We start from the raw sequence: 20138 nt of genomic DNA on the forward strand, positions 1-20138 counted from the left end.
AACTAAGAGATCATCATGATATTTTAGATAATTTTTCAGTAGGTGGTGGCAACGCATGAGTCAAGATTTTGTATTATCCTTAGCAGAAAATAGTATATTTACAATCTTACTAACCGTTGGCCCACTGCTAATTCTCGCGCTAGTTGTTGGTTTACTTGTGAGTATTTTTCAGGCGACAACACAAATTCAAGAGCAAACACTAGCCTTCATTCCTAAAATAGTAGCTGTGTTACTAGGTGTTGTATTCTTTGGTCCTTGGATGTTAGGTAAAGTGATTGAATTTACTTCAAGCTTATTTCAAAATTTAAACCAGTTTGTAGGGTAAGCTCATGCTAGAATTTATTAATTTAGATATTGTACCGATTTTCTTATTAATTTTTGTTCGAATGACCGCTTTCTTTGTTATCTTACCGTTTTTTTCTTATCGGACAATTCCTGTGCGAGTTAAAATTGCATTCAGTTTCTTTCTAGCAATTATCATCTTTTCTTCCATGGATACAAGCACTATGATGGTAGGGGATTTTTATTTATTATTGTTAATTAAAGAAATTGTGGTTGGTTTATTGATTGGTTTTATAGCTTATTTAATTGTTACAGCTGTGCAAGTAGCGGGTGGTTTTGTCGATTTCCAAATGGGTTTTGCGATTGCTAATGTAATAGACCCACAAACTGGTGTACAAAGTCCACTGACAGGACAATTTTTTTATATTATTGCTTTGTTATTCTTGCTATCAGTTAATGGTCATCATTTGTTAATCGATGGAATTTTTGCTAGTTATCAAATGATTCCAATTGATCAGATGGTTTTCTTCGGTAGTGAAAATATTGCGATTTTTGTAATACAAGCTTTTAGCAAAATGTTTTTAATTGCTTTTCAAATGGCAATTCCAATTGTTGGATGCTTATTTTTAGTAGATGTTGCTCTAGGTATCATTGCTCGAACAGTTCCACAGCTGAATGTTTTTGTGGTTGGACTGCCACTTAAAATATTTGTTAGCTTTGTAATTATACTGCTCTTTTTACCTTTATTTATGGCATTGGTGAAAATGTTATTTGAGACGATGTTTTACACCATGAGAGGATTAATGCAATTATTCGGAGGTGCTTAAATTGCGTCTAGAACTAGATTTACAGTTTTTCGCAGGTGAAAAAACCGAAAAAGCTACTCCGAAGAAAAGAAAAGATGAACGACGTAAAGGTAAGGTTGCTAAAAGTGCAGATGTGAATACGGCGATATTGTTATTATTTTCTTTTATTATGCTTGCTGTTTTTGGAAGCTTTATGAAGGAGGAAATGACCTCAGTCTATCACAAAAGCTTTACAGAATATATTCATTGGGATGTTACAGAACAAACAATACAAACAATTATCTTTGAAGGAGTGACAGAATTAGCGAAGATTGTAGCTCCTATTATGGTGATTGCTATTATTGCGGCATTAGCAGCTAATCTAATGCAAATTGGCTTTTTATTTACAACAGAGCCATTGAAGTTTGATTTAAAGAAAATTGATCCAATTCAAGGGGCTAAACGTATTTTCTCAGTCCGTGCGCTCGTTGAATTGTTAAAATCCTTATTAAAAATTGTGTTTATCGGAGCTGTGACCTTTTTCGTTATTTGGCTCTTTAAAGATGAGATTATGATGCTTCCATTCAAGCATCTAGATGGTGGACTTGCCTTTTTTGGGAAAGTAACAATAACGATGGGGATTGCAGCAACAGTTATTCTATTGTTTCTTGCTGTTTTCGATTATGCTTATCAACGCTTTGATTATGAAAAGAATATGCGGATGTCTAAACAGGACATTAAAGATGAACATAAAAATATCGAAGGAGATCCGTTGATTAAATCAAAAATTCGTGAACGTCAAAGACAGATGGCGATGCGAAGAATGATGGCTGAAGTACCAAATGCAGATGTTATTATAACGAATCCAACACATTATTCTATTGCAATTAAATATGATGAAGAAAAAGCAAATGCACCTTATGTACTTGCTAAAGGTGTAGATAATATTGCTTTGAAAATAAGGGAAATTGCCAAAGCAAATAATATTATGATGGTGGAAAATAAGGTACTAGCAAGATCGCTTTATGATGTAGTAGAAATAAATGAGATTATTCCAGAAGAATTTTATCAAGCTGTAGCTGAAATTCTGGCTTATGTGTATCAGTTAGAGAATCGAGTTTAATAGAAAGGGGGAAATATCCATGAAACTTCGTGATTTATCTGTTTTATTAGGAGTTATCATGATTATTGCAATGCTTGTTGTACCTTTACCTGGTTGGTTACTTAGCATTCTTATATTGATAAATATTACTTTAGCATTAATTGTCATCCTTGTATCGATGAATGTACAAGAAGCATTACAGTTCTCCATTTTTCCTTCTTTATTATTACTTTTAACTTTATTTCGATTAGGGCTGAACGTATCAACAACAAGATCTATTTTATCTAAAGGAGAAGCTGGTGGAGTAGTTGATACATTTGGATCCTTTGTAATTGGTAATAATGCATTAGTTGGTTTTGTTGTATTTGTCATTCTAGTAATTATTCAATTTATTGTTATTACAAAGGGTGCTGAACGAGTGTCAGAAGTTGGTGCACGTTTCACACTTGATGCAATGCCAGGAAAGCAGATGAGTATTGATGCAGATCTAAATGCAGGTTTAATTTCAGAACAAGAAGCTAGACAGCGACGTGAAAAGATTGAACAAGAAGCTGACTTCTATGGAGCCATGGATGGTGCGAGTAAGTTTGTTAAAGGAGACGCCATTGCTGGAATTATTATCGTTTTAATTAATATTTTATTCGGTGTCGTTATTGGAATGGTTCAAATGGGACTATCTCTTTCTGAATCAGTTGAGGCCTTTACAAGACTTACTGTAGGGGATGGGTTAGTTAGTCAAATCCCAGCATTATTAATAGCAACTGCAACAGGTATTATTGTTACTCGAGTAGCTACAACAGGTAATTTAGGAAGCGATGTATCTGGACAATTATTGCAATATCCAAAGCTACTCATCATCGCTGCAGGTGCGATCTTCTTATTAGGATTAACACCTATTAATTTCTTCTTAACTACATTTATATCTGGCTTTCTAGCTTTAGGAGCTTATCTATTAATGCAACAAGCGAAGGAACCGGATATACCGGACATCGAAGAAGAAGTGGAATCAGAGAGCTCGGCAATGAAGTCACAAGAAAATGTGATTGAATTACTTAATATGGATCCAATTGAATTTGAATTTGGTTATGCACTAATCCCATTAGTTGATGCGAGTCAAGGAGGGGATCTACTAGATCGAATTATTATGATTCGTAAACAATTGGCAATTGAATTGGGTGTAGTAATCCCTGTTGTTCGAATCAGGGATAATATCCAATTAAATCCAAATGAATATAGAATTAAAATAAAAGGTAATGAGGTTGCTACTGGTGAGTTGATGTTAGATCATTATTTAGCGATGACACCTGGTATTACAGAGGATGATCTAGAAGGTATTGATACAACAGATCCTGCATTTGGCTTACCAGCTAAATGGATTAGTGAGGAAGTAAAGGATTTAGCAGAGCTATCGGGATTCACCATTGTTGATCCACCATCTGTTGTTTCTACACATATGACGGAAATTTTTAAGCGTCATGCATATGCACTATTAGGACGCCAAGAAACAAAAGAATTAGTAGATCATTTAAAAGAGAGTCTACCAATTTTAGTAGAAGAAGTGACTCCAGAGCCATTAGCTATTGGCGATATTCAAAAGGTATTAGCGAAATTATTAAAAGAGCGTGTTTCGATACGTAATCTCCCTGTTATATTTGAGACATTAGCAGATTACTCGAAATTAACAGATGATACAGACTTACTAGCGGAATATGTTCGACAGTCATTAGCAGCACAAATTACACATCAATATGTCAATGGTTCAGATATGTTAAAAGTCATCACGGTTTCAGGACAAGTAGAGAAAATCATTTCGGAAAATATTCAACAAACAGCACATGGGAATTATTTATCTCTAGAGCCAGAAGTACAGCAATCTATTATAAAAACTATTCATGAAGAAGTTGAGAAATTAGCATTGCAAGAAGAGATGACTATCGTTATTTGTTCACCAGCAGTTCGAATGTATTTAAAGCAATTAATTGAACATTATTTACCTGATGTTACGGTTTTATCTTACAATGAATTGGAGCCAAATGTGCAAATTCAAAGTGTCGGAGTGGTGAATGTAGCGTGAAAATAAAAAAATATATTGCTAATACAATGGCTGAAGGTATGAAAAAAGTGCGAGCAGAATTAGGAGTAGACGCAGTAATTTTAAATTCTAAAGAGATTACACAAAAAGGAATGCTCGGAATTTTTAAGAAAAGAAAAATAGAAATCATTGCTGCTCTTGATCCTCAACCTATGATAAACAGGCCTGTTAAGCCTTTATCTTTTCCTAGGGAAGTGGAATTAAGGCAGGATAATAACAAGTATGAATCAGCAGCAGTATTACAGGAAATTAAAACACTTAAACGTATGTTTGAAGCAAATGCTCGAGTGAATTCAACATTCACAGGCGATTATGAAGTGGTCTATAGATTTTTATTAGAACAAGAATTAACTGAAAGCGTGGCAAAAGACTTAATTGGACATGTGATAAAAGTACAGCAGGAGGTAGGAACAGAGCCGAGTGTTGAAACAATTATTAATGAGCTTCAAAAAGAGCTTATGAATCGCATACATGCGATTCACATGGAGCAAACAGTCAAAGAACAGCAAATAATTCATTTTGTAGGTCCTACTGGAGTAGGGAAAACAACTACTTTAGCAAAGGTTGCAGCACAAAAGATGCTGATAGAAAAAAAGAAAGTAGCTTTCATTACTTCTGATACATATCGAATTGCGGCAATTGAGCAATTAAAAACATATGCACGTATTTTAGATATACCGCTAGAAGTAGCTTATCAGGTAGAAGATTACAAGAATGCTATTGAAAAATTTTCGGATTACGATGTTATTTTAGTTGATACTGCTGGAAGAAATTATCGTGATAAACAATATGTAAAGGAATTATTTCAGCCCCAAGGTAAACCATGTAAAACATTTATTGTTTTAGCTTTAACAGCTAAACCTAAAGATATCATTGATATCTATCAACAATTTGAGCACTTACCAAATAAAGAGATTATTTTTACAAAGATTGATGAAACAAGACAATACGGTAGCATGGTGAATTTGATGTTAGAGAAACAAGTGAATATTGCTTATTTAACGAATGGACAAGATGTTCCAGAAGACATTTTTATTCCGACACCAGAACGTATTAGTAATTTAATAGTAGGTGGTCTCATTGATTCATGATCAAGCGGCGAGTCTACGGAAACAAATAAACGGAAATTCGAAAATAAAAAAAGCAAAAACAATTGCCATTATTAGCGGTAAAGGCGGAGTAGGAAAATCGAATTTTGCTGTAAATTTTTCATTAGAGCTATTAAATCATAAACATAAAGTGTTAATCATCGATCTCGATGTTGGAATGGGAAATATTGATATTCTACTTGGCTTACAGTCGAAAAAAAATATTATTGACTTTTTAAATAATCAGAGTTCGATTTTTGATATGATAGAATCAGGGCCAAATGGCTTAGCATATATAGCTGGTGGGACAAGTTTATCAAGCCTTTTTTCTATAGACCAGCAGAAAATGAATCATTTTTTAACAGAATACGACAAGCTACAAGAGCATTTTGACTATATTATTTTTGATATGGGGGCTGGTGTTTCTGAAGCGAGTATGTTCTTCATATTGGCCTCCGACGAAAGCATTTTAATTACAACTAGTGAGCCAACCTCTATCACTGATGCATATGCGATGACAAAACAGTTGATTAGTCATGGAAATAGACACCCCATCCATGTTGTCTTAAATCGTTGTGAATCAGATAAACAAGGGAAACAGACCGCGAATCATTTTCAAAATATTGTTTTGCAATTCTTAGAAACAAAAGTAAAAATAATGGGGGTTTTACCAGATGATAAAACGGTCATACAAGCCGTTATGCATCAAAAACCATACTTATTACTCAGTAAAAAAGCACCTGTTTCCGTGGCGATGTCAAAAATTGTTAGTAATTATTTAACAAATAGTAATGAAATTAATCAGCTAAACTCATCATCCTTTGTTCATCGATTAAAAAAGTTTTTTAAAGTGAGGTGAAGATATCATGAAGGTAATTCAAGTACTTGTAGTAGATGACTCAGCATTTATGAGAAAAATAATCACAGAAATGCTTGAAAGTGATTCTCGTCTTCAAGTTGTTGGCACTGCCCGAGATGGAGAAGAGTGTTTACAAAAAATAAAAAAATTAAGGCCAGATGTTATTACATTGGATATAGAAATGCCAGTGATGGATGGTATTACGGCATTGAAGAAAATTATGGACGATAATCCTTTGCCAGTTGTCATGTTATCAACCTTAACACAAAGCGGCACGATTAAAACATTTCAGGCTATTGCAATGGGAGCCGTTGATTTTATTTCCAAACCGTCTGGTGCGATTTCCTTAGATTTAGGTTCTATTAAGGAAGAAATTATTTCCAAAGTTGTTGTTGCTGCAGCTGCTAATATTAATAAGCCTATAGCCCCTGTACAAGGAAATACGACAAAAACAGTATCGCAACCTTTTAATAATAAAATTGTTGCAATTGGAACTTCAACAGGGGGACCAAGGGCTTTAGAACAACTCCTAATGGGGATACCTAGTGACTTTCCAGCACCTATATTTATTGTGCAGCATATGCCTGCTAAATTTACAAAATCTCTTGCAGAGCGGTTAAATTTTAGTGCGAATATAACGGTGAAAGAAGCGGTACATGGAGAAATTATTGAAAGTGGGATTGCTTATATAGCACCTGGAGATTTTCATATGAAAATACGAGAGGTAGGAACATCTTATGCTATTGAATTAACTAGTGAGATGTTAATACAAAGATATCAACCATCCGTGGATGTGCTATTACAATCAATTGCAGCCTTACAAAAGACAAATAAAACGATTGCTATTTTAACAGGTATGGGAAAAGACGGATCACAAGGAATTAAAGAGATAAAATCTGTAGATAAAGCCTCTTATATTATTGCAGAATCAGCAGAATCATCTGTAGTACATGGTATGCCTAAAGCTGCGATTGAAACGGGATACGTTGATAAAGTACTACATATCAATCAAATAGGTGAAGAAATCACTCACGCTGTTAATAAATCAAGGAGGGATTGAAGTGGATACATCCCAATATTTAGATGTCTTTATTGATGAAAGCATGGAGCATTTAGACGTTCTTTATAATCAATTACTTGAGTTAGAAAACAATCCAGAAGATAAAACTATTATCGGTGAAATTTTCAGAGCAGCTCATACGATAAAGGGCATGTCTGCGACAATGGGTTTTCAAGATTTAGCAAATTTGACCCATAATTTAGAGAATGTGTTCGATGCAATTCGCTATGACAAGATAGAAGTGCAAGCAGGAATCATCGATGTTCTATTTGAAACGGTTGATCATTTAAATGCAATGGTGAAGGATATTATCAATGGTGGAGATGGCACTCGTGATGTAACTGAAGTAAATGTGAAACTAGAAAACATTGAAAAGGGAAACTTTTTTTCTAATACGGCTTCTGATGTAGTTCCCGAAGAGAAACATGCTAACAATGGAAGTAATCTACATTCATTTACCTCTTTAGATGAGTTTGAGTTAGCTATAATGGAAGAATCTTTGGAAAGAGGATATAAAAACTATGAAGCGACAATCTATCTGAATGAGGATTGTTTATTAAAAGGCGCGAGAGTATTCATGGTTTTTGAAGTATTGGAGCAGTTAGGTGAGGTAATAAAATCAGAGCCTCCTGTTAACGAATTAGAAGAGGAGAATTTTGATTTATCTTTTACCATATTGTTAGTGTCCAAAAGCTCCGCAGATGAAATTGTACATAAAATAAACAAAGTTTCAGAGATTGCTAATGTTGAAATTGAAGAGTTTTCATTAGAAAATTATAAGATAAATCGAAATGAAGAACAGGAAATAGGAGAAGTAAAAGAAGAGAAAAAAGAAGAAAAAGGTTCAACTTCTACCGATAGTGTAACTACGACTGCAAAGAAAAAACAATCTAATGTACGCAATACAATCCGAGTAAATATTGAACGCTTAGATATGTTAATGAATCTATTTGAGGAGCTCGTTATTGATCGAGGCCGTTTAGAACAAATTTCTGAAGAATTAAATCATAATGATTTACGGGAAACGGTTGAAAGGATGTCCAGAATTTCTGGTGATTTGCAGGATGTTATTCTGACGATGCGAATGGTGCCAATTAATCAAGTGTTTAATCGATTCCCAGGAATGATTAGACAAATCTCCAGAGATTTAAATAAAAATATTGCTATCGATATCATTGGTGCAGAAACAGAATTAGATCGAACTGTAATTGATGAAATTGGTGATCCACTTGTGCATTTAATTAGAAATGCAGCAGATCATGGAATTGAGCTTCCAGAAGATCGAGTGAAAAAAGGAAAGACGGAGCATGGAACAATCACATTAAAAGCATATCATAGTGGAAACCATGTATTTATTGAAATTATTGATGATGGTGCTGGTATCCCACGTAATAAAGTGCTGAATAAAGCAATTGAAAATGGAATTATTACAGAGGCTGAAGCTGAAACATATACAGATCAGCAGGCTTATGAACTAATTTTAGCTAGTGGTTTCTCCACAACACAGCAAGTTTCTGATTTATCTGGTCGTGGGGTAGGATTAGATGTTGTAAAAACAACCATTGAAAGATTGGGAGGATCCATTTCTATTGAAGCAGAACCAGATAAAGGATCAACATTCTCGATACAGCTGCCTTTAACACTTTCTATCATTTCTGCTTTACTTATTGAATTACAAGAAGAAAAATATGCGATCCCATTATCTTCTGTGATTGAGACTGTTATTGTACATAAGGATGAAATTTTCCATGCTCATCACAAAATGGTAATTGATTTTCGTGGAAAAGTGGTACCACTAGTTTTCTTGAATGAATTCTTTAATGTACCAAAAATGAAGGAGCAGGATGATTATCTTTCTATCGTTGTTGTAAAACGTGGAGATAAGTGGGCTGGTTTAGTAGTAGATACCTTTATTGGTCAGCATGAAGTCGTATTAAAGTCATTAGGCAATTATTTGACAAATACAAAAGCAATTTCTGGAGCGACTATCCTTGGAGATGGACAGGTAGCTTTAATTATAGATAGTAATGCATTGATAAAGTAAGGGCGAAAAGAGTGTTTGTAAACTCAAAACAAAGGAGGATGAACAATGACAAATGAAATTAACGGTTCGAAAAAGGTTATTGTTTTCCAATTAAAGGATGAAGAATACGCAGTTTCTGTAGACCAAGTTGGTTCTATAGAAAGATTACAATCAATTACAAGAGTGCCTCAAACCGCTGATTTTGTAAAAGGTGTTATCAATTTAAGAGGAGTGGTTACTCCAGTGATTGACTTAAGAGCACGTTTTGGAATTGAAGAATCAGAGTATACCAATGCAACACGTATCATCATTGTGTATTTAGAAGATATGGAAGTTGGACTAATTGTTGATGTAGCAAATGATGTTATTGATATTCCGGAGGATTCGATTGGAGCTGCACCAGAGGTTGTTGGAGCCGTAGATGTGGATTATATTGCGGGCGTCGCAAAGCTAGAAAAGCGTTTATTAATTTTATTGGACATACAAAAAGTATTATCAACCGAAGAAGTTGATGAACTTAAGAAAGTCGAAGGATAAGTAACATGGATTTTAAAGACCTTTCACAAATCCATCTGGAAGTATTGCGAGAAATCGGCAATATTGGAACTGGAAATGCAGTAACTTCGATGTCTCAAATGGTTAATAAGCGAATTGATATGAAGATGCCATCTGCTAACGTTGTTACATTTGATGAAATGATGGAAGTAATAGGTGGTCCAGATGAAGTGGTTGTTGCAATGCTATTTCAAATACAGGGAGAGGCAAAGGGAACTGTGTTCTTTATTCTCTCTGTGGAAGAGGCGGAGCATTTAGTAAGCGAAGTTTCTAATGGTGCGACCTTAAACTTATTTAATGGGGAAGAACCAGATGAATTTACACTTTCTATTTTAACAGAAATCGGCAATATTATGACCGGATCGTATTTATCAGCTCTGTCTGATTTCTTGAAGGTTCAAATGTTGCCATCTATTCCACATTTAGGTGTTGATTTAGCCGGTTCCATCTTAACAGCAGGTTTAGTAGAACTATCAAATGTCTCAGACTATGCAATTATAATTAATACAGAAATAAATGATGGTGATTCGAAAGGCATTCGTGGACACTTCCTGTTAATTCCAGAACATGAAACATTGGTTAAAATATTTGAAGCCTTAGGAGTTAATGGTTATGAGTAGTGTTTCTACGATTGTAAAAGTTGGGATTTCTGATTTGAATATTGTTAAGTCACCTAATACAATTCGAACTTCTGGACTTGGATCTTGTGTAGGAGCAGTAATTTATGACTTACAACAACAAATTGCGGGATTAGCACATGTGATGTTACCAGATTCCACGCAAACAAAACAAACCCCAATTAATTTACATAAGTATGCGGATACCGCGATTCCGGAATTAGTAGAGCTACTACTAAAAAACGGTGCAAGAAAATTTGCATTAAAAGCTAAAATAGCTGGCGGTGCTCAAATGTTTTCATTTGGATCAAATTCAGAAGTTATGAGAGTTGGACCGAGGAATGCAGAAGCTGTACAAAAGGCTATCAAAGCATATCAAATTCCAATTGTAGCTTCTGATATTGGAGGAAATAGTGGAAGAACGATTGAATTTTCCCCAGATACTGGAAAACTGAAAATTAAAACAGTAAATCATGGAGAACAATTTATTTAAGTGATTATGATAATAACAATACTTTATAATCATATTATTTTTAGAAAAAACTTTCTCTTACATAAAAGTAAGATGAGAGGGGAGCGATGATCATAGCTGCTTTAAACTCTTCTCTTGAAACAGATGAACAATTGTGGAATGAATGGTTTGAAACAAAAGATGATGAAATTGCTAATGCACTAATTCAAAAATATGTGTATTTAGTTAATTTTCATGTGGATAGAATTGCTTTTAATCTTCCTAATAATGTAAGTCGTGATGATTTATTTAGTATGGGCCTCCTTGGATTATATGACGCACTTAATCGTTTTGAACCAGAGCGAGAGCTTAAGTTTGATACCTATGCTTCCTTTCGAATCCGGGGTTCTATTATGGACGGGCTACGCAAGGAAGATTGGTTACCGAGATCTCTTCGTGAAAAAACAAAAAGAATTGAATTAGTGTCTCAGCAATTGGAACAGACTTTACAAAGAGCACCACATGCAGAAGAAATAGCAGAGGCTGCTGGGATCGATAAGGTAGAAGTAGAAGAAGTTGTAAGAGATTCATTATATGCTAATGTTCTTTCGATTGAAAAGAACGTACAGGATGAGAATAATGAACAGAGTGACTCGCTAATTTCGCGAATTCAGGACGATTCCTTACAAGCCTTGGATGAAGGATTAATACATAAAGAATTAGTTGTAGAGTTAGTGAAGCATATTAAACTACTTAATCAAAATGAACAGCTGGTTATCAGCTTGTTTTATCATGAGGAATTATCCATGACGGAAATTGGGGAAGTATTAGATTTAACCACATCAAGAATTTCTCAAATTCATAAACAAGCTATTTTTAAATTAAGAAAAACATTAAAAAAAGTACAAGCATAGAGATATTGTATAAGCTTATTTAGCATGGTTCTTTTTATTTGATCCATAAATGAAAGGGGGTAAAGAGTTGAGTTCATTAGATGAATTTTTTCAGGTTACACTATCCAATGATAAAATGACTGCTCAGATTGATTGTAGTACCTCCTACGAAGAATTACAGTTCCAGGTGGAAGATATCCTTCTATTTTTAAATGAGAAAAATATCACACATGGTATTGATCACGAGAAAATAGAATTGCTATTAAAAAACTTACCTATGAAAGAGTTTCCTATAACAGTCGCAAATGGATCGGCTCCGATTTATGGAGAGGATGGACAATTCTTTATGGAGTCTGAGAAGAGCTCTACAACAAGTAAAAGTCAAGCTCGACATTTTAGAGAGTTTATGCATATACCTTCAGTTCAGCAAGGAGAAAGAATCGCGCAAATAACATTGCCAACCAAAGGAAAACCAGGGAAAAATGTGTTAGGACAAGCTGTTCGAGCACTTCCAGGCAAACGTGTTAACATAAAGCCAGGATTAAATGTTGTCTTTAATAAAGAAGATTTATCCTTCTATGCTGCGACGGAAGGATTAGTAAGTATTCGAAATAAAAGAATTGATATTAATCCTATTTATGAAGTAAATGAAACATTATCAATGAAAACAGGAAATATTGATTTTGTGGGCTCGGTTATTATACGCGGTGATGTTCCTACTGGTTATACAGTAAAAGCTGGTGGGGATGTAAAAGTTTTTGGAATTGTCGAAGCAGGAAATGTCATTGCTAAAGGTTCTGTTTATGTTTCAGAAGGTTTCTCAGGACTTAAAAAAGGGAAAATTATAGCTGGTGAGAATCTTGAGATTGGTTATATCAATCAAGGTATCGTAGAAGCAGGAAATTCAATTTTAGTAGATAGCTCCATCATTCATAGTGAATGTAAAGCAGGTAATAAGTTATCTAGTAGAAATGGTAGCATTATTGGTGGAACACATTTTGCAGGAAAGAAAGTAGAAGCAAAGGATATTGGTAATCGATTAAATACAGTGACAGAAATTCGTTTAGGAAAAAGTAATACTGACTTAGCTGAAGAAGAAAAGTTGATTAAAAGAAAAGTAGAGCTTGAATCCATGCTAGAAAAAATAAAATTAGTAGGCGAAAAGCTTAAAAGCTCCCAGCATCTAGATGATAGTAAAAGAAAGATAACTTTATTAAGGCAACGAAATTCCCAAAAACAAATTCAGGAACAACTCGACGAAATTAATCAGAAAATCGAAACAGCAAATAAGCTCTTTGAAAATGGTGAAATTGAGCTAATTGCGCTAAACTGCCTATATTCAAATACAATTATTCAAATTGGTAAATATAAACGGAAAATTGAAAATGAACGAAGAAATATCCGAGTGATCTTAGAACAGAATGAAATTGTTTTATATGATAAGGGGTGACTAATATGGGATTAAAATCCATTGAAATGCAAGTTGCATTGCCTCGAACTGTAGAAGCACAGAAAATGCAGGAACAGTTAACCAGACAAAATGAACAGTTTCAAGCAGCATTGAACAGTAATCAAGTTCAAGAGCAAGAAAGAAAGCGAAAGCAAACTCAAGAAATAGAGCAATTAAAACTCAAAAAAGAGAAGGAAGAAAAAAACCATTCTGCAAGAAAGAAAAATAAGCAGACGAAAGAAATGGATGAGCAAAGCTCTATTGAACATGAGTATTTAGGCAAAATTATTGATGTTAATGGATAGAAGGGGAAATATATGGTTATCATTATTACAATTATCATCATATTCCATCTTGTGCTTTTTGGATTCATGTTTTATCTCTACTACCAGCTGCAATCATTAAAAAAGGCGAATAATGAGGATATTACACAATTGATGGACACATATTTAGATGAAATAAAATACGAGAATGAACGCTTGCAATTACAATTAAAAGCATCGCCTCATAATCAGGAAAAGCAAGCCAAAAATTCTTCTATACAATTCCCTCCACCACCAACTCAACAAGTGACCCATCATGAGCAGGAGGAGACTGTGGAGAAATGGCCAGAGCATATTAAGCGAGAAGATAAAGCAGAAACTCCTTCGATAGAATCACAAGTACTACAATTACACCAGCAAGGCTTGTCAACAGAAGATATCGCTAAACAATTAGGCTGTGGAAAGACAGAAGTAGCATTAATTATAAACTTTCATACAGAACGAAAAGCGTAGAGCGCCCTTACAGGCTAAAAACGCGACGTCCTGTCGCAACGCCTGCACTAGCACATCCTATGCGTCAAAAAACGTAGAGATTGGAGTGGCACAACCGAGATAAAGGAAACACGGTGAGGTTACGAGCCGATGTTGACTTATTGTAGGGTGTGACGCGAAATCTCTTAGTTTTTGGCGCTCGGAGCTAGACAGGGCTAACTTTGAATAAGCATTACTTTATGCAATTTTTATACTTTTCTATCTCATAAAAAAGATAAAACTTGCTTGTATCGACAACATATGTTATATTAATTTCTGGTATAAATATTGCTTATAGAGCCCGTTCAAAAAGCCCACTAAAAATGACACATCGAATTTCTGCATTAGCTTGCTTTTCCGTTGCTCATGTATTGTAACTATAGCAGAACTTCTGTTAAAACCGTCCACGTCCTGTGGACAACACAGAAGTCACCACATCCTGTAGAAGTCCGCTACTCTAAGCTACGCTGCCTTGAACTTTCGACGCACAGGATGTGCTAGTATCGGTGTTGCAACAGGTCGTTGCGAACTTAACCGATGATGGTCCTTATTACTGACCTTTTTGAACATGTACTTAAATATAAGTGATAAAATACACACGCTTAGGGATTTAGATGATGGTGCCAAATATATGGTCTTATCTAGATAGGAACTGAGCGGAGGATAAAAAACCATTAGGAGGAAAGAAACATGTCAGTTATTTCTATGAAGCAATTATTAGAAGCTGGTGTACATTTCGGACATCAGACTCGCCGTTGGAATCCAAAGATGAAAAAATATATCTTCACGGAGCGTAATGGCATTTACATCATTGATTTACAAAAAACAGTTAAAAAAGTGAACGCAGCTTACAAGTATGTTCGTGAGATTGCAGAGAATGGTGGAACTGTTCTTTTCGTAGGTACGAAAAAGCAAGCTCAAGAATCTGTTAAAGAAGAAGCAACTCGTTCAGGTATGTACTTTGTTAACCAACGTTGGTTAGGTGGTACATTAACAAACTTCAAAACAATCCGTCAGAGAATCAATCGCTTAAAAAGCATTGAGCGTATGGAAGAAGATGGAACGTTTGAAGTACTTCCTAAAAAAGAAGTAGTAAATCTTCTTAAAGAAAAAGAACGCTTAGTTAAATTCCTTGGTGGAATTAAAGATATGACTAAATTACCTGATGCATTATTCGTAATTGATCCTCGTAAGGAAAAAATTGCAATTGCAGAAGCTCGTAAATTACATATCCCAATTATTGGAATTGTAGATACGAACTGTGATCCAGACGAAATTGATTATGTAATTCCTGCAAATGATGATGCAATCCGTGCTGTTAGACTTTTAACAGCTAAAATGGCAGATGCTATTTTAGAAGGTAAGCAAGGTGAAGAGTTAGAAGTTGAAGCACAAGAGGAACAAGAAGTAGTAGCTGAAGAAACTTCTGAAGAAGTAGAAGCAACTGAAGTAGAAGCTAAGTAATAAACAAACAGAAAGGTGATAAGGGGATATGCCTTTTATCACCTTTTTTTCAAATAAGAATGGATAATTTCATTCTTACTGTATAAGTATAACGAGCCGCAAATTATTTTTAAATAATGTGGATAGTAATGAAAAGATAAACTGTTAAAATAACTTAATTATTTATAGGAGGATTTAGAATGGCGATTACTGCTAAATTAGTTAAAGAATTACGTGAAATTACTGGTGCTGGAATGATGGATTGTAAGAAAGCACTTCAAGAAACAAATGGTAATATAGATGAAGCTGTTGATTATTTACGTAAATCAGGTACAGCTCAAGCTGCTAAGAAAGCTGGCAGAATTGCTGCAGAAGGATCTACACATATTGCCGTTTCAGGTAATGACGCTGTAATTATCGAAGTTAACTGTGAAACAGACTTTGTAACGAAAAATGAATTATTCCAAAAATTACTTGTTGATTTAGGAAAGCATGTTTTAGAGCAAAAGCCTGCAACAGTTGAAGAAGCATTAAGCCAAAAGTTATTTGGTGAAGGTGAAACAATTGAAGACCACTTAAATACTACAATTGCTACAATTGGCGAAAAGATTTCATTCCGTCGTTTTACAGTTGTAAGTAAAACAGATGCAGATGCATTTGGTGCTTATTTACACATGGGTGGACGTATTGGTGCTTTAACATTATTAGAAGGTACTACGGATGAAGAGGTTGCTAAAGATGTTGCTATGCACGTAGCTGCAGTTAACCCTAAATATGTTTCTCGTACAGAAGTAGCAGAAGATGAAGTGAATCGTGAACGCGAAATTTTGAAAGAGCAAGCTTTAGGAGAAGGTAAGCCTGCAAATATCGTTGAAAAAATGGTAGAAGGTCGTCTTGGCAAATTCTTTGAAGAAATTTGCTTACTTGATCAGAGCTTTGTTAAAGACCCAGATGTTAAAGTTAAAAAGTTTGTGGAAGAAAAAGGTGCTACAGTTAAATCTTTCGTAAGATATGAAGTGGGCGAAGGCTTAGAGAAGCGAGAAGAAAACTTTGCTGAAGAAGTTATGAGCCAAATCAAACAATAATGAAGAAAATTGAAGTAGGGAACAAAGCACTGTTCCCTACTTCTCCATGTATACATTTGAGGAACCCACTTGATGGGGAATATATCTAGATTTTATTTATCTGTGGAGGTTATTATGACAACAGCTCGTTACCGTAGAATTGTGTTAAAATTAAGTGGAGAAGCATTAAGTGGAGAACAAGGCTTTGGAATTGAACCAAAAATTATTCAATCTGTTGCAAAACAAGTGAAAGAAGTTGCCGACATGGGCGTGGAAGTAGTAGTAGTAGTTGGTGGCGGAAATATTTGGCGTGGTAAAGTTGGAAGTGAAATGGGCATGGATCGTGCAACAGCTGATTATATGGGGATGTTAGCAACGGTAATGAACTCACTAGCACTTCAGGATAGCTTAGAACAGCTAGGTATACCTACTCGCGTACAAACTTCAATTGAAATGAGACAGGTTGCAGAACCATATATTCGTAGAAAAGCAATTCGTCATTTAGAGAAGAAACGTGTTGTGATTTTTGCTGCAGGTACAGGAAATCCTTATTTTTCTACAGATACTACAGCAGCATTACGAGCAGCGGAAATTGAAGCAGAAGTTATTTTAATGGGTAAAAATAATGTGGATGGTGTATATAGTGCTGATCCTAAACTTGATAAGAATGCCATTAAATATGACAATCTATCATTTATGGATATGTTAAATGAAGGTTTAGAAGTTATGGATTCGACAGCATCTACTTTATGTATGGATAATGATATTCCACTTATTGTATTTTCAATTATGGATGAAAATAATATTAAACGCGTTGTGCTTGGAGAATCAATTGGGACAACTATAAGGGGGAAATAATAATGACAAGTGATATATTAAATCAAGCTCGTGAAAAAATGACACAAACTGTACAAGCATTTACGAAGAGTTTGGCGACAGTACGTGCAGGTCGTGCAAACCCCAATTTGCTTGATAGTGTTTTTGTTGATTATTATGGTGCGACAACTCCGCTTAACCAGCTGGCTAACATATCAGCTCCAGAACCAAGAATGATTACAATCACTCCATATGATAAAACTGCAATTGGTGATATGGAAAAAGCAATCCAAAAAGCAGACCTTGGTTTAACACCATCTAATGACGGAAATATTATTCGTATTACTATTCCTGCATTAACAGAAGAAAGAAGAAAAGAACTTGTTAAAGTAGTTGGCAAGTTTACAGAAGAGTATCGAGTTCGTATACGTAATATTCGCCGCGATACAAATGAACAGTTTAAAAAAGCTGAAAAAGATGGCGAAATTACAGAAGATGAATTACGTAATAACCAAGATAATGTACAAAAAGAAACAGATAATTATATTGCAGAATTAGAGCGATTAGCTAAAGAAAAAGAAGCAGAAATTATGGAAGTTTAACTGAGTATCACAAAAACTTCTTCCGCTATAAGTAATGAGATGAACTTAAGGGATATAATTATAAATTTGCCTTGATGAATTCGATTTTTAAGTGTCGTTTATAGTATGTATAAACCCTCTTTTAGAAGAGGGTTTTATTTTTTTTAGATAGTGATATAATTATGAATCATCATAGTATATACTTAGAAGAGTACGTCTATTTGTATGGAATTAAGAAATGATTACAAATCAACAAAGTATAGATGATGAATGAGCGGCTTGCTTAAGGAATGTGTTCTGCTTTTCCTATAGTCTGAACCCACAGCTTCCTCGGTTGTTATATTTCTTCTGCTAGTGTAGCTCAATGATAAATATTAATAATAAAATATACATAATAAGCTGGTAGTAGAAGATAGTCGAATCTTAAAATAAAATCAGATATGGAAATAATGTTGCTTGAACAGTGATTGACTGCGACAGATATCTTTATGGCAAGAATTTATTTTTTGAAAGAGAAAATGTTTTCTACACCAAATAGACTTAATTTATTAGTCGGAGGCAAATGATGTCAATGAAACTTCCTTTTTTTAAAAGTAAACAACCAGAACAAAATGATTTGGAATTAATTAATGTACCGAATCATGTTGCCATTATCATGGATGGCAATGGTCGTTGGGCCAAAAAGAGAGGTCTCCCACGAATTGCCGGCCATAAGGAAGGTATGAGTGTTGTCCGAAAGATAACAAGGGTTGCCTCAAATTTAAATATAAAAATATTAACCTTATATGCTTTTTCAACAGAAAATTGGAAAAGACCGAAATCAGAAGTTGATTTTTTAATGAAATTACCAATTGATTTCTTGGATATTTATTTACCAGAAATGATAGAAAATAATGTCCGAATAGAAACAATCGGTGATTTTGATACTTTACCAAAATCGACTAAAGAAGCAATTCAACATGCAAAGGATAGAACAAAGGATAATGATGGATTGCTCTTAAATTTTGCTTTAAATTATGGTAGTAGAACAGAAATATTACGTGCTATTAAGCATATTGTAAGTGATGTAAGTGAAAAAGATTTACCCGTAGATGAATTGGATGAGCAATTCTTTGCAAAATATCTATATACGGAAGGATTATGTGACCCTGACTTACTAATTCGCACAAGTGGAGAACAAAGATTAAGTAACTTCTTACTCTGGCAATTAGCATATACAGAATTTTGGTTTACAGATGTATATTGGCCAGAGTTTACTGAAGGCATCTTTAAAGAAGCTTTACTTGATTATCAAAACAGAAAGAGAAGATACGGGGGTATTTAGGGTGATACATACATGAAACAACGAATTATAACAGCTATATTTGCAATGATTATTTTTGTACCTTTTGTACTTTATGGTAAATGGCCATTCACGTTATTTATCTATTTTTTAGCAACTGTTGGTTTGATGGAACTTATTCGTATGAATAAAGGTATAAAAGAAAATGGAATTTTTCCGATTATTTTATCTGTTTTATTTATGTGGTTTCTTTTATTACCTGAAGACACATCAATCCATGTAGAACAATGGTTGACAAAAATAGATGCAGTTATCTTATTTGTCATGTTATTATTAGCATATACAGTACTTTCGAAAAACAAATTTACATTTGAACATGCAGGTTTTATTTTAATAACAACACTTTATATTAGTATGGGCTTTTATTTTCTAAATGTAACAAGAGGAGAAGGTCTTAACTTTGTTTTATTTGTTCTATTCTTAATCTGGTCAACAGATACAGGTGCTTATTTTACTGGAAGAGCATTTGGGAAACATAAGCTATGGCCAGTTATTAGTCCAAACAAGACGATAGAAGGAGCTATTGGTGGAATTGTTTCTGCATTGGCTGTAGGAATTGTCTTTCATCTGGTCTATCCATTTACCATTTCACTTGGTGTATTATGTCTTGTGATTGTTACTATCTCTATTGTTGCACAAATTGGTGATTTAGTTGCTTCAGCATATAAGAGACATTTCCAAGTAAAAGATTCTGGTAAATTACTTCCTGGTCATGGTGGGATTCTAGATCGGTTGGATAGTTTGTTATTTGTAGTTCCATTCTTGTATTTAATTCATTTTATTTCATAATATATAAGGAATAAGATGAACGTTTGAAAAATAAAGTGAAGTGTTGTAGCTT

Annotated in this window: 21 protein-coding genes; all 21 read left to right on the plus strand. The window is 34.4% G+C overall.

The window, feature by feature from the left end:
- The first annotated feature begins 55 nt into the window (after positions 1-55).
- Positions 56-325 (plus strand): flagellar biosynthesis protein FliQ, encoded by a 270-nt coding sequence (gene fliQ / locus AB4Y30_RS07335; RefSeq protein ID WP_368654828.1) that lies wholly within the window; start codon positions 56-58, stop codon positions 323-325.
- A 4-nt stretch (positions 326-329) separates the two neighbouring features.
- Entirely contained in the window at positions 330-1109 is a 780-nt protein-coding gene (fliR, locus tag AB4Y30_RS07340; RefSeq protein ID WP_368654829.1) for a flagellar biosynthetic protein FliR, read from the plus strand.
- A gap of 1 nt (position 1110) precedes the next feature.
- Positions 1111-2190 carry a flagellar biosynthesis protein FlhB gene (gene flhB, locus AB4Y30_RS07345; protein WP_368654830.1) on the plus strand — a complete coding sequence of 360 codons (1080 nt, stop codon included), beginning with the start codon at positions 1111-1113 and terminating at the stop codon, positions 2188-2190.
- A gap of 19 nt (positions 2191-2209) precedes the next feature.
- Complete coding sequence (gene flhA / locus AB4Y30_RS07350; RefSeq protein ID WP_368654831.1) at positions 2210-4243, plus strand: flagellar biosynthesis protein FlhA; 2034 nt, start codon at positions 2210-2212, stop codon at positions 4241-4243.
- Positions 4240-5352, plus strand: a complete 1113-nt coding sequence (gene flhF / locus AB4Y30_RS07355) for a flagellar biosynthesis protein FlhF (protein WP_368654832.1) — start codon at positions 4240-4242, stop codon at positions 5350-5352. The genes flhA and flhF overlap by 4 nt, the downstream gene beginning before the upstream one ends.
- Positions 5333-6208, plus strand: a complete 876-nt coding sequence (locus AB4Y30_RS07360; protein WP_368654833.1) for a MinD/ParA family protein — start codon at positions 5333-5335, stop codon at positions 6206-6208. The genes flhF and AB4Y30_RS07360 overlap by 20 nt, the downstream gene beginning before the upstream one ends.
- A 7-nt stretch (positions 6209-6215) precedes the next feature.
- Positions 6216-7268, plus strand: a complete 1053-nt coding sequence (locus AB4Y30_RS07365; protein WP_368654834.1) for a chemotaxis response regulator protein-glutamate methylesterase — start codon at positions 6216-6218, stop codon at positions 7266-7268.
- Position 7269: 1 nt separating this feature from the next.
- Positions 7270-9312 (plus strand): chemotaxis protein CheA, encoded by a 2043-nt coding sequence (locus tag AB4Y30_RS07370; RefSeq protein ID WP_368654835.1) that lies wholly within the window; start codon positions 7270-7272, stop codon positions 9310-9312.
- A 45-nt stretch (positions 9313-9357) separates the two neighbouring features.
- Entirely contained in the window at positions 9358-9828 is a 471-nt protein-coding gene (locus AB4Y30_RS07375) for a chemotaxis protein CheW (protein ID WP_368654836.1), read from the plus strand.
- Between the two features lie 5 nt (positions 9829-9833).
- Positions 9834-10466: a chemotaxis protein CheC gene (locus AB4Y30_RS07380; RefSeq protein ID WP_368654837.1), complete on the plus strand. Its 633-nt coding sequence runs from the start codon at positions 9834-9836 to the stop codon at positions 10464-10466.
- On the plus strand, positions 10459-10956 hold the full coding sequence (locus AB4Y30_RS07385; RefSeq protein ID WP_368654838.1) for a chemotaxis protein CheD: 498 nt from the start codon (positions 10459-10461) through the stop codon (positions 10954-10956). Before AB4Y30_RS07380 ends, AB4Y30_RS07385 begins: the two co-directional genes overlap by 8 nt.
- 86 nt (positions 10957-11042) lie before the next feature.
- Positions 11043-11828 carry a FliA/WhiG family RNA polymerase sigma factor gene (locus AB4Y30_RS07390; RefSeq protein WP_368654839.1) on the plus strand — a complete coding sequence of 262 codons (786 nt, stop codon included), beginning with the start codon at positions 11043-11045 and terminating at the stop codon, positions 11826-11828.
- A 67-nt stretch (positions 11829-11895) separates the two neighbouring features.
- On the plus strand, positions 11896-13257 hold the full coding sequence (locus tag AB4Y30_RS07395) for a DUF342 domain-containing protein (protein WP_368654840.1): 1362 nt from the start codon (positions 11896-11898) through the stop codon (positions 13255-13257).
- A 5-nt stretch (positions 13258-13262) separates the two neighbouring features.
- Positions 13263-13562 carry a hypothetical protein gene (locus tag AB4Y30_RS07400; protein WP_368654841.1) on the plus strand — a complete coding sequence of 100 codons (300 nt, stop codon included), beginning with the start codon at positions 13263-13265 and terminating at the stop codon, positions 13560-13562.
- Between the two features lie 12 nt (positions 13563-13574).
- The gene (locus AB4Y30_RS07405; protein ID WP_368654842.1) at positions 13575-14033 is read left to right on the plus strand and encodes a hypothetical protein; all 459 of its coding nucleotides are present in this window, start codon (positions 13575-13577) and stop codon (positions 14031-14033) included.
- Between the two features lie 708 nt (positions 14034-14741).
- Entirely contained in the window at positions 14742-15515 is a 774-nt protein-coding gene (rpsB, locus tag AB4Y30_RS07410) for a 30S ribosomal protein S2 (RefSeq protein ID WP_368654843.1), read from the plus strand.
- A 179-nt stretch (positions 15516-15694) separates the two neighbouring features.
- Positions 15695-16579: a translation elongation factor Ts gene (gene tsf / locus AB4Y30_RS07415; protein ID WP_368654844.1), complete on the plus strand. Its 885-nt coding sequence runs from the start codon at positions 15695-15697 to the stop codon at positions 16577-16579.
- A 114-nt stretch (positions 16580-16693) separates the two neighbouring features.
- On the plus strand, positions 16694-17416 hold the full coding sequence (gene pyrH, locus AB4Y30_RS07420) for a UMP kinase (RefSeq protein ID WP_368654845.1): 723 nt from the start codon (positions 16694-16696) through the stop codon (positions 17414-17416).
- 2 nt (positions 17417-17418) lie between these two features.
- Positions 17419-17976, plus strand: coding sequence for a ribosome recycling factor (gene frr, locus AB4Y30_RS07425; RefSeq protein WP_368654846.1), 558 nt, complete (start codon positions 17419-17421; stop codon positions 17974-17976).
- Positions 17977-18520: 544 nt separating this feature from the next.
- Positions 18521-19279: an isoprenyl transferase gene (locus AB4Y30_RS07430; protein ID WP_368654847.1), complete on the plus strand. Its 759-nt coding sequence runs from the start codon at positions 18521-18523 to the stop codon at positions 19277-19279.
- 12 nt (positions 19280-19291) lie between these two features.
- Positions 19292-20086, plus strand: a complete 795-nt coding sequence (locus tag AB4Y30_RS07435; protein WP_368654848.1) for a phosphatidate cytidylyltransferase — start codon at positions 19292-19294, stop codon at positions 20084-20086.
- Positions 20087-20138 lie beyond the last annotated feature (52 nt).

Source organism: Ornithinibacillus sp. 4-3, from assembly GCF_040958695.1.
Lineage (GTDB): Bacteria > Bacillota > Bacilli > Bacillales > Amphibacillaceae > CALAMD01.

Excerpts from the sequence above, each read along its gene's own strand:
- AB4Y30_RS07390 (WP_368654839.1), top strand. The coding sequence starts at position 11,043 with ATGATCATAGCTGCTTTAAACTCTTCTCTTGAAACAGATGAACAATTG.
- AB4Y30_RS07385 (WP_368654838.1), top strand. The coding sequence starts at position 10,459 with ATGAGTAGTGTTTCTACGATTGTAAAAGTTGGGATTTCTGATTTGAAT.
- AB4Y30_RS07405 (WP_368654842.1), top strand. The coding sequence starts at position 13,575 with ATGGTTATCATTATTACAATTATCATCATATTCCATCTTGTGCTTTTT.
- frr (WP_368654846.1), top strand. The coding sequence starts at position 17,419 with ATGACAAGTGATATATTAAATCAAGCTCGTGAAAAAATGACACAAACT.
- flhA (WP_368654831.1), top strand. The coding sequence starts at position 2,210 with ATGAAACTTCGTGATTTATCTGTTTTATTAGGAGTTATCATGATTATT.
- tsf (WP_368654844.1), top strand. The coding sequence starts at position 15,695 with ATGGCGATTACTGCTAAATTAGTTAAAGAATTACGTGAAATTACTGGT.
- rpsB (WP_368654843.1), top strand. The coding sequence starts at position 14,742 with ATGTCAGTTATTTCTATGAAGCAATTATTAGAAGCTGGTGTACATTTC.
- AB4Y30_RS07435 (WP_368654848.1), top strand. The coding sequence starts at position 19,292 with ATGAAACAACGAATTATAACAGCTATATTTGCAATGATTATTTTTGTA.
- AB4Y30_RS07375 (WP_368654836.1), top strand. The coding sequence starts at position 9,358 with ATGACAAATGAAATTAACGGTTCGAAAAAGGTTATTGTTTTCCAATTA.
- AB4Y30_RS07380 (WP_368654837.1), top strand. The coding sequence starts at position 9,834 with ATGGATTTTAAAGACCTTTCACAAATCCATCTGGAAGTATTGCGAGAA.
- AB4Y30_RS07400 (WP_368654841.1), top strand. The coding sequence starts at position 13,263 with ATGGGATTAAAATCCATTGAAATGCAAGTTGCATTGCCTCGAACTGTA.
- pyrH (WP_368654845.1), top strand. The coding sequence starts at position 16,694 with ATGACAACAGCTCGTTACCGTAGAATTGTGTTAAAATTAAGTGGAGAA.
- AB4Y30_RS07365 (WP_368654834.1), top strand. The coding sequence starts at position 6,216 with ATGAAGGTAATTCAAGTACTTGTAGTAGATGACTCAGCATTTATGAGA.
- fliQ (WP_368654828.1), top strand. The coding sequence starts at position 56 with ATGAGTCAAGATTTTGTATTATCCTTAGCAGAAAATAGTATATTTACA.
- fliR (WP_368654829.1), top strand. The coding sequence starts at position 330 with ATGCTAGAATTTATTAATTTAGATATTGTACCGATTTTCTTATTAATT.
- AB4Y30_RS07430 (WP_368654847.1), top strand. The coding sequence starts at position 18,521 with ATGTCAATGAAACTTCCTTTTTTTAAAAGTAAACAACCAGAACAAAAT.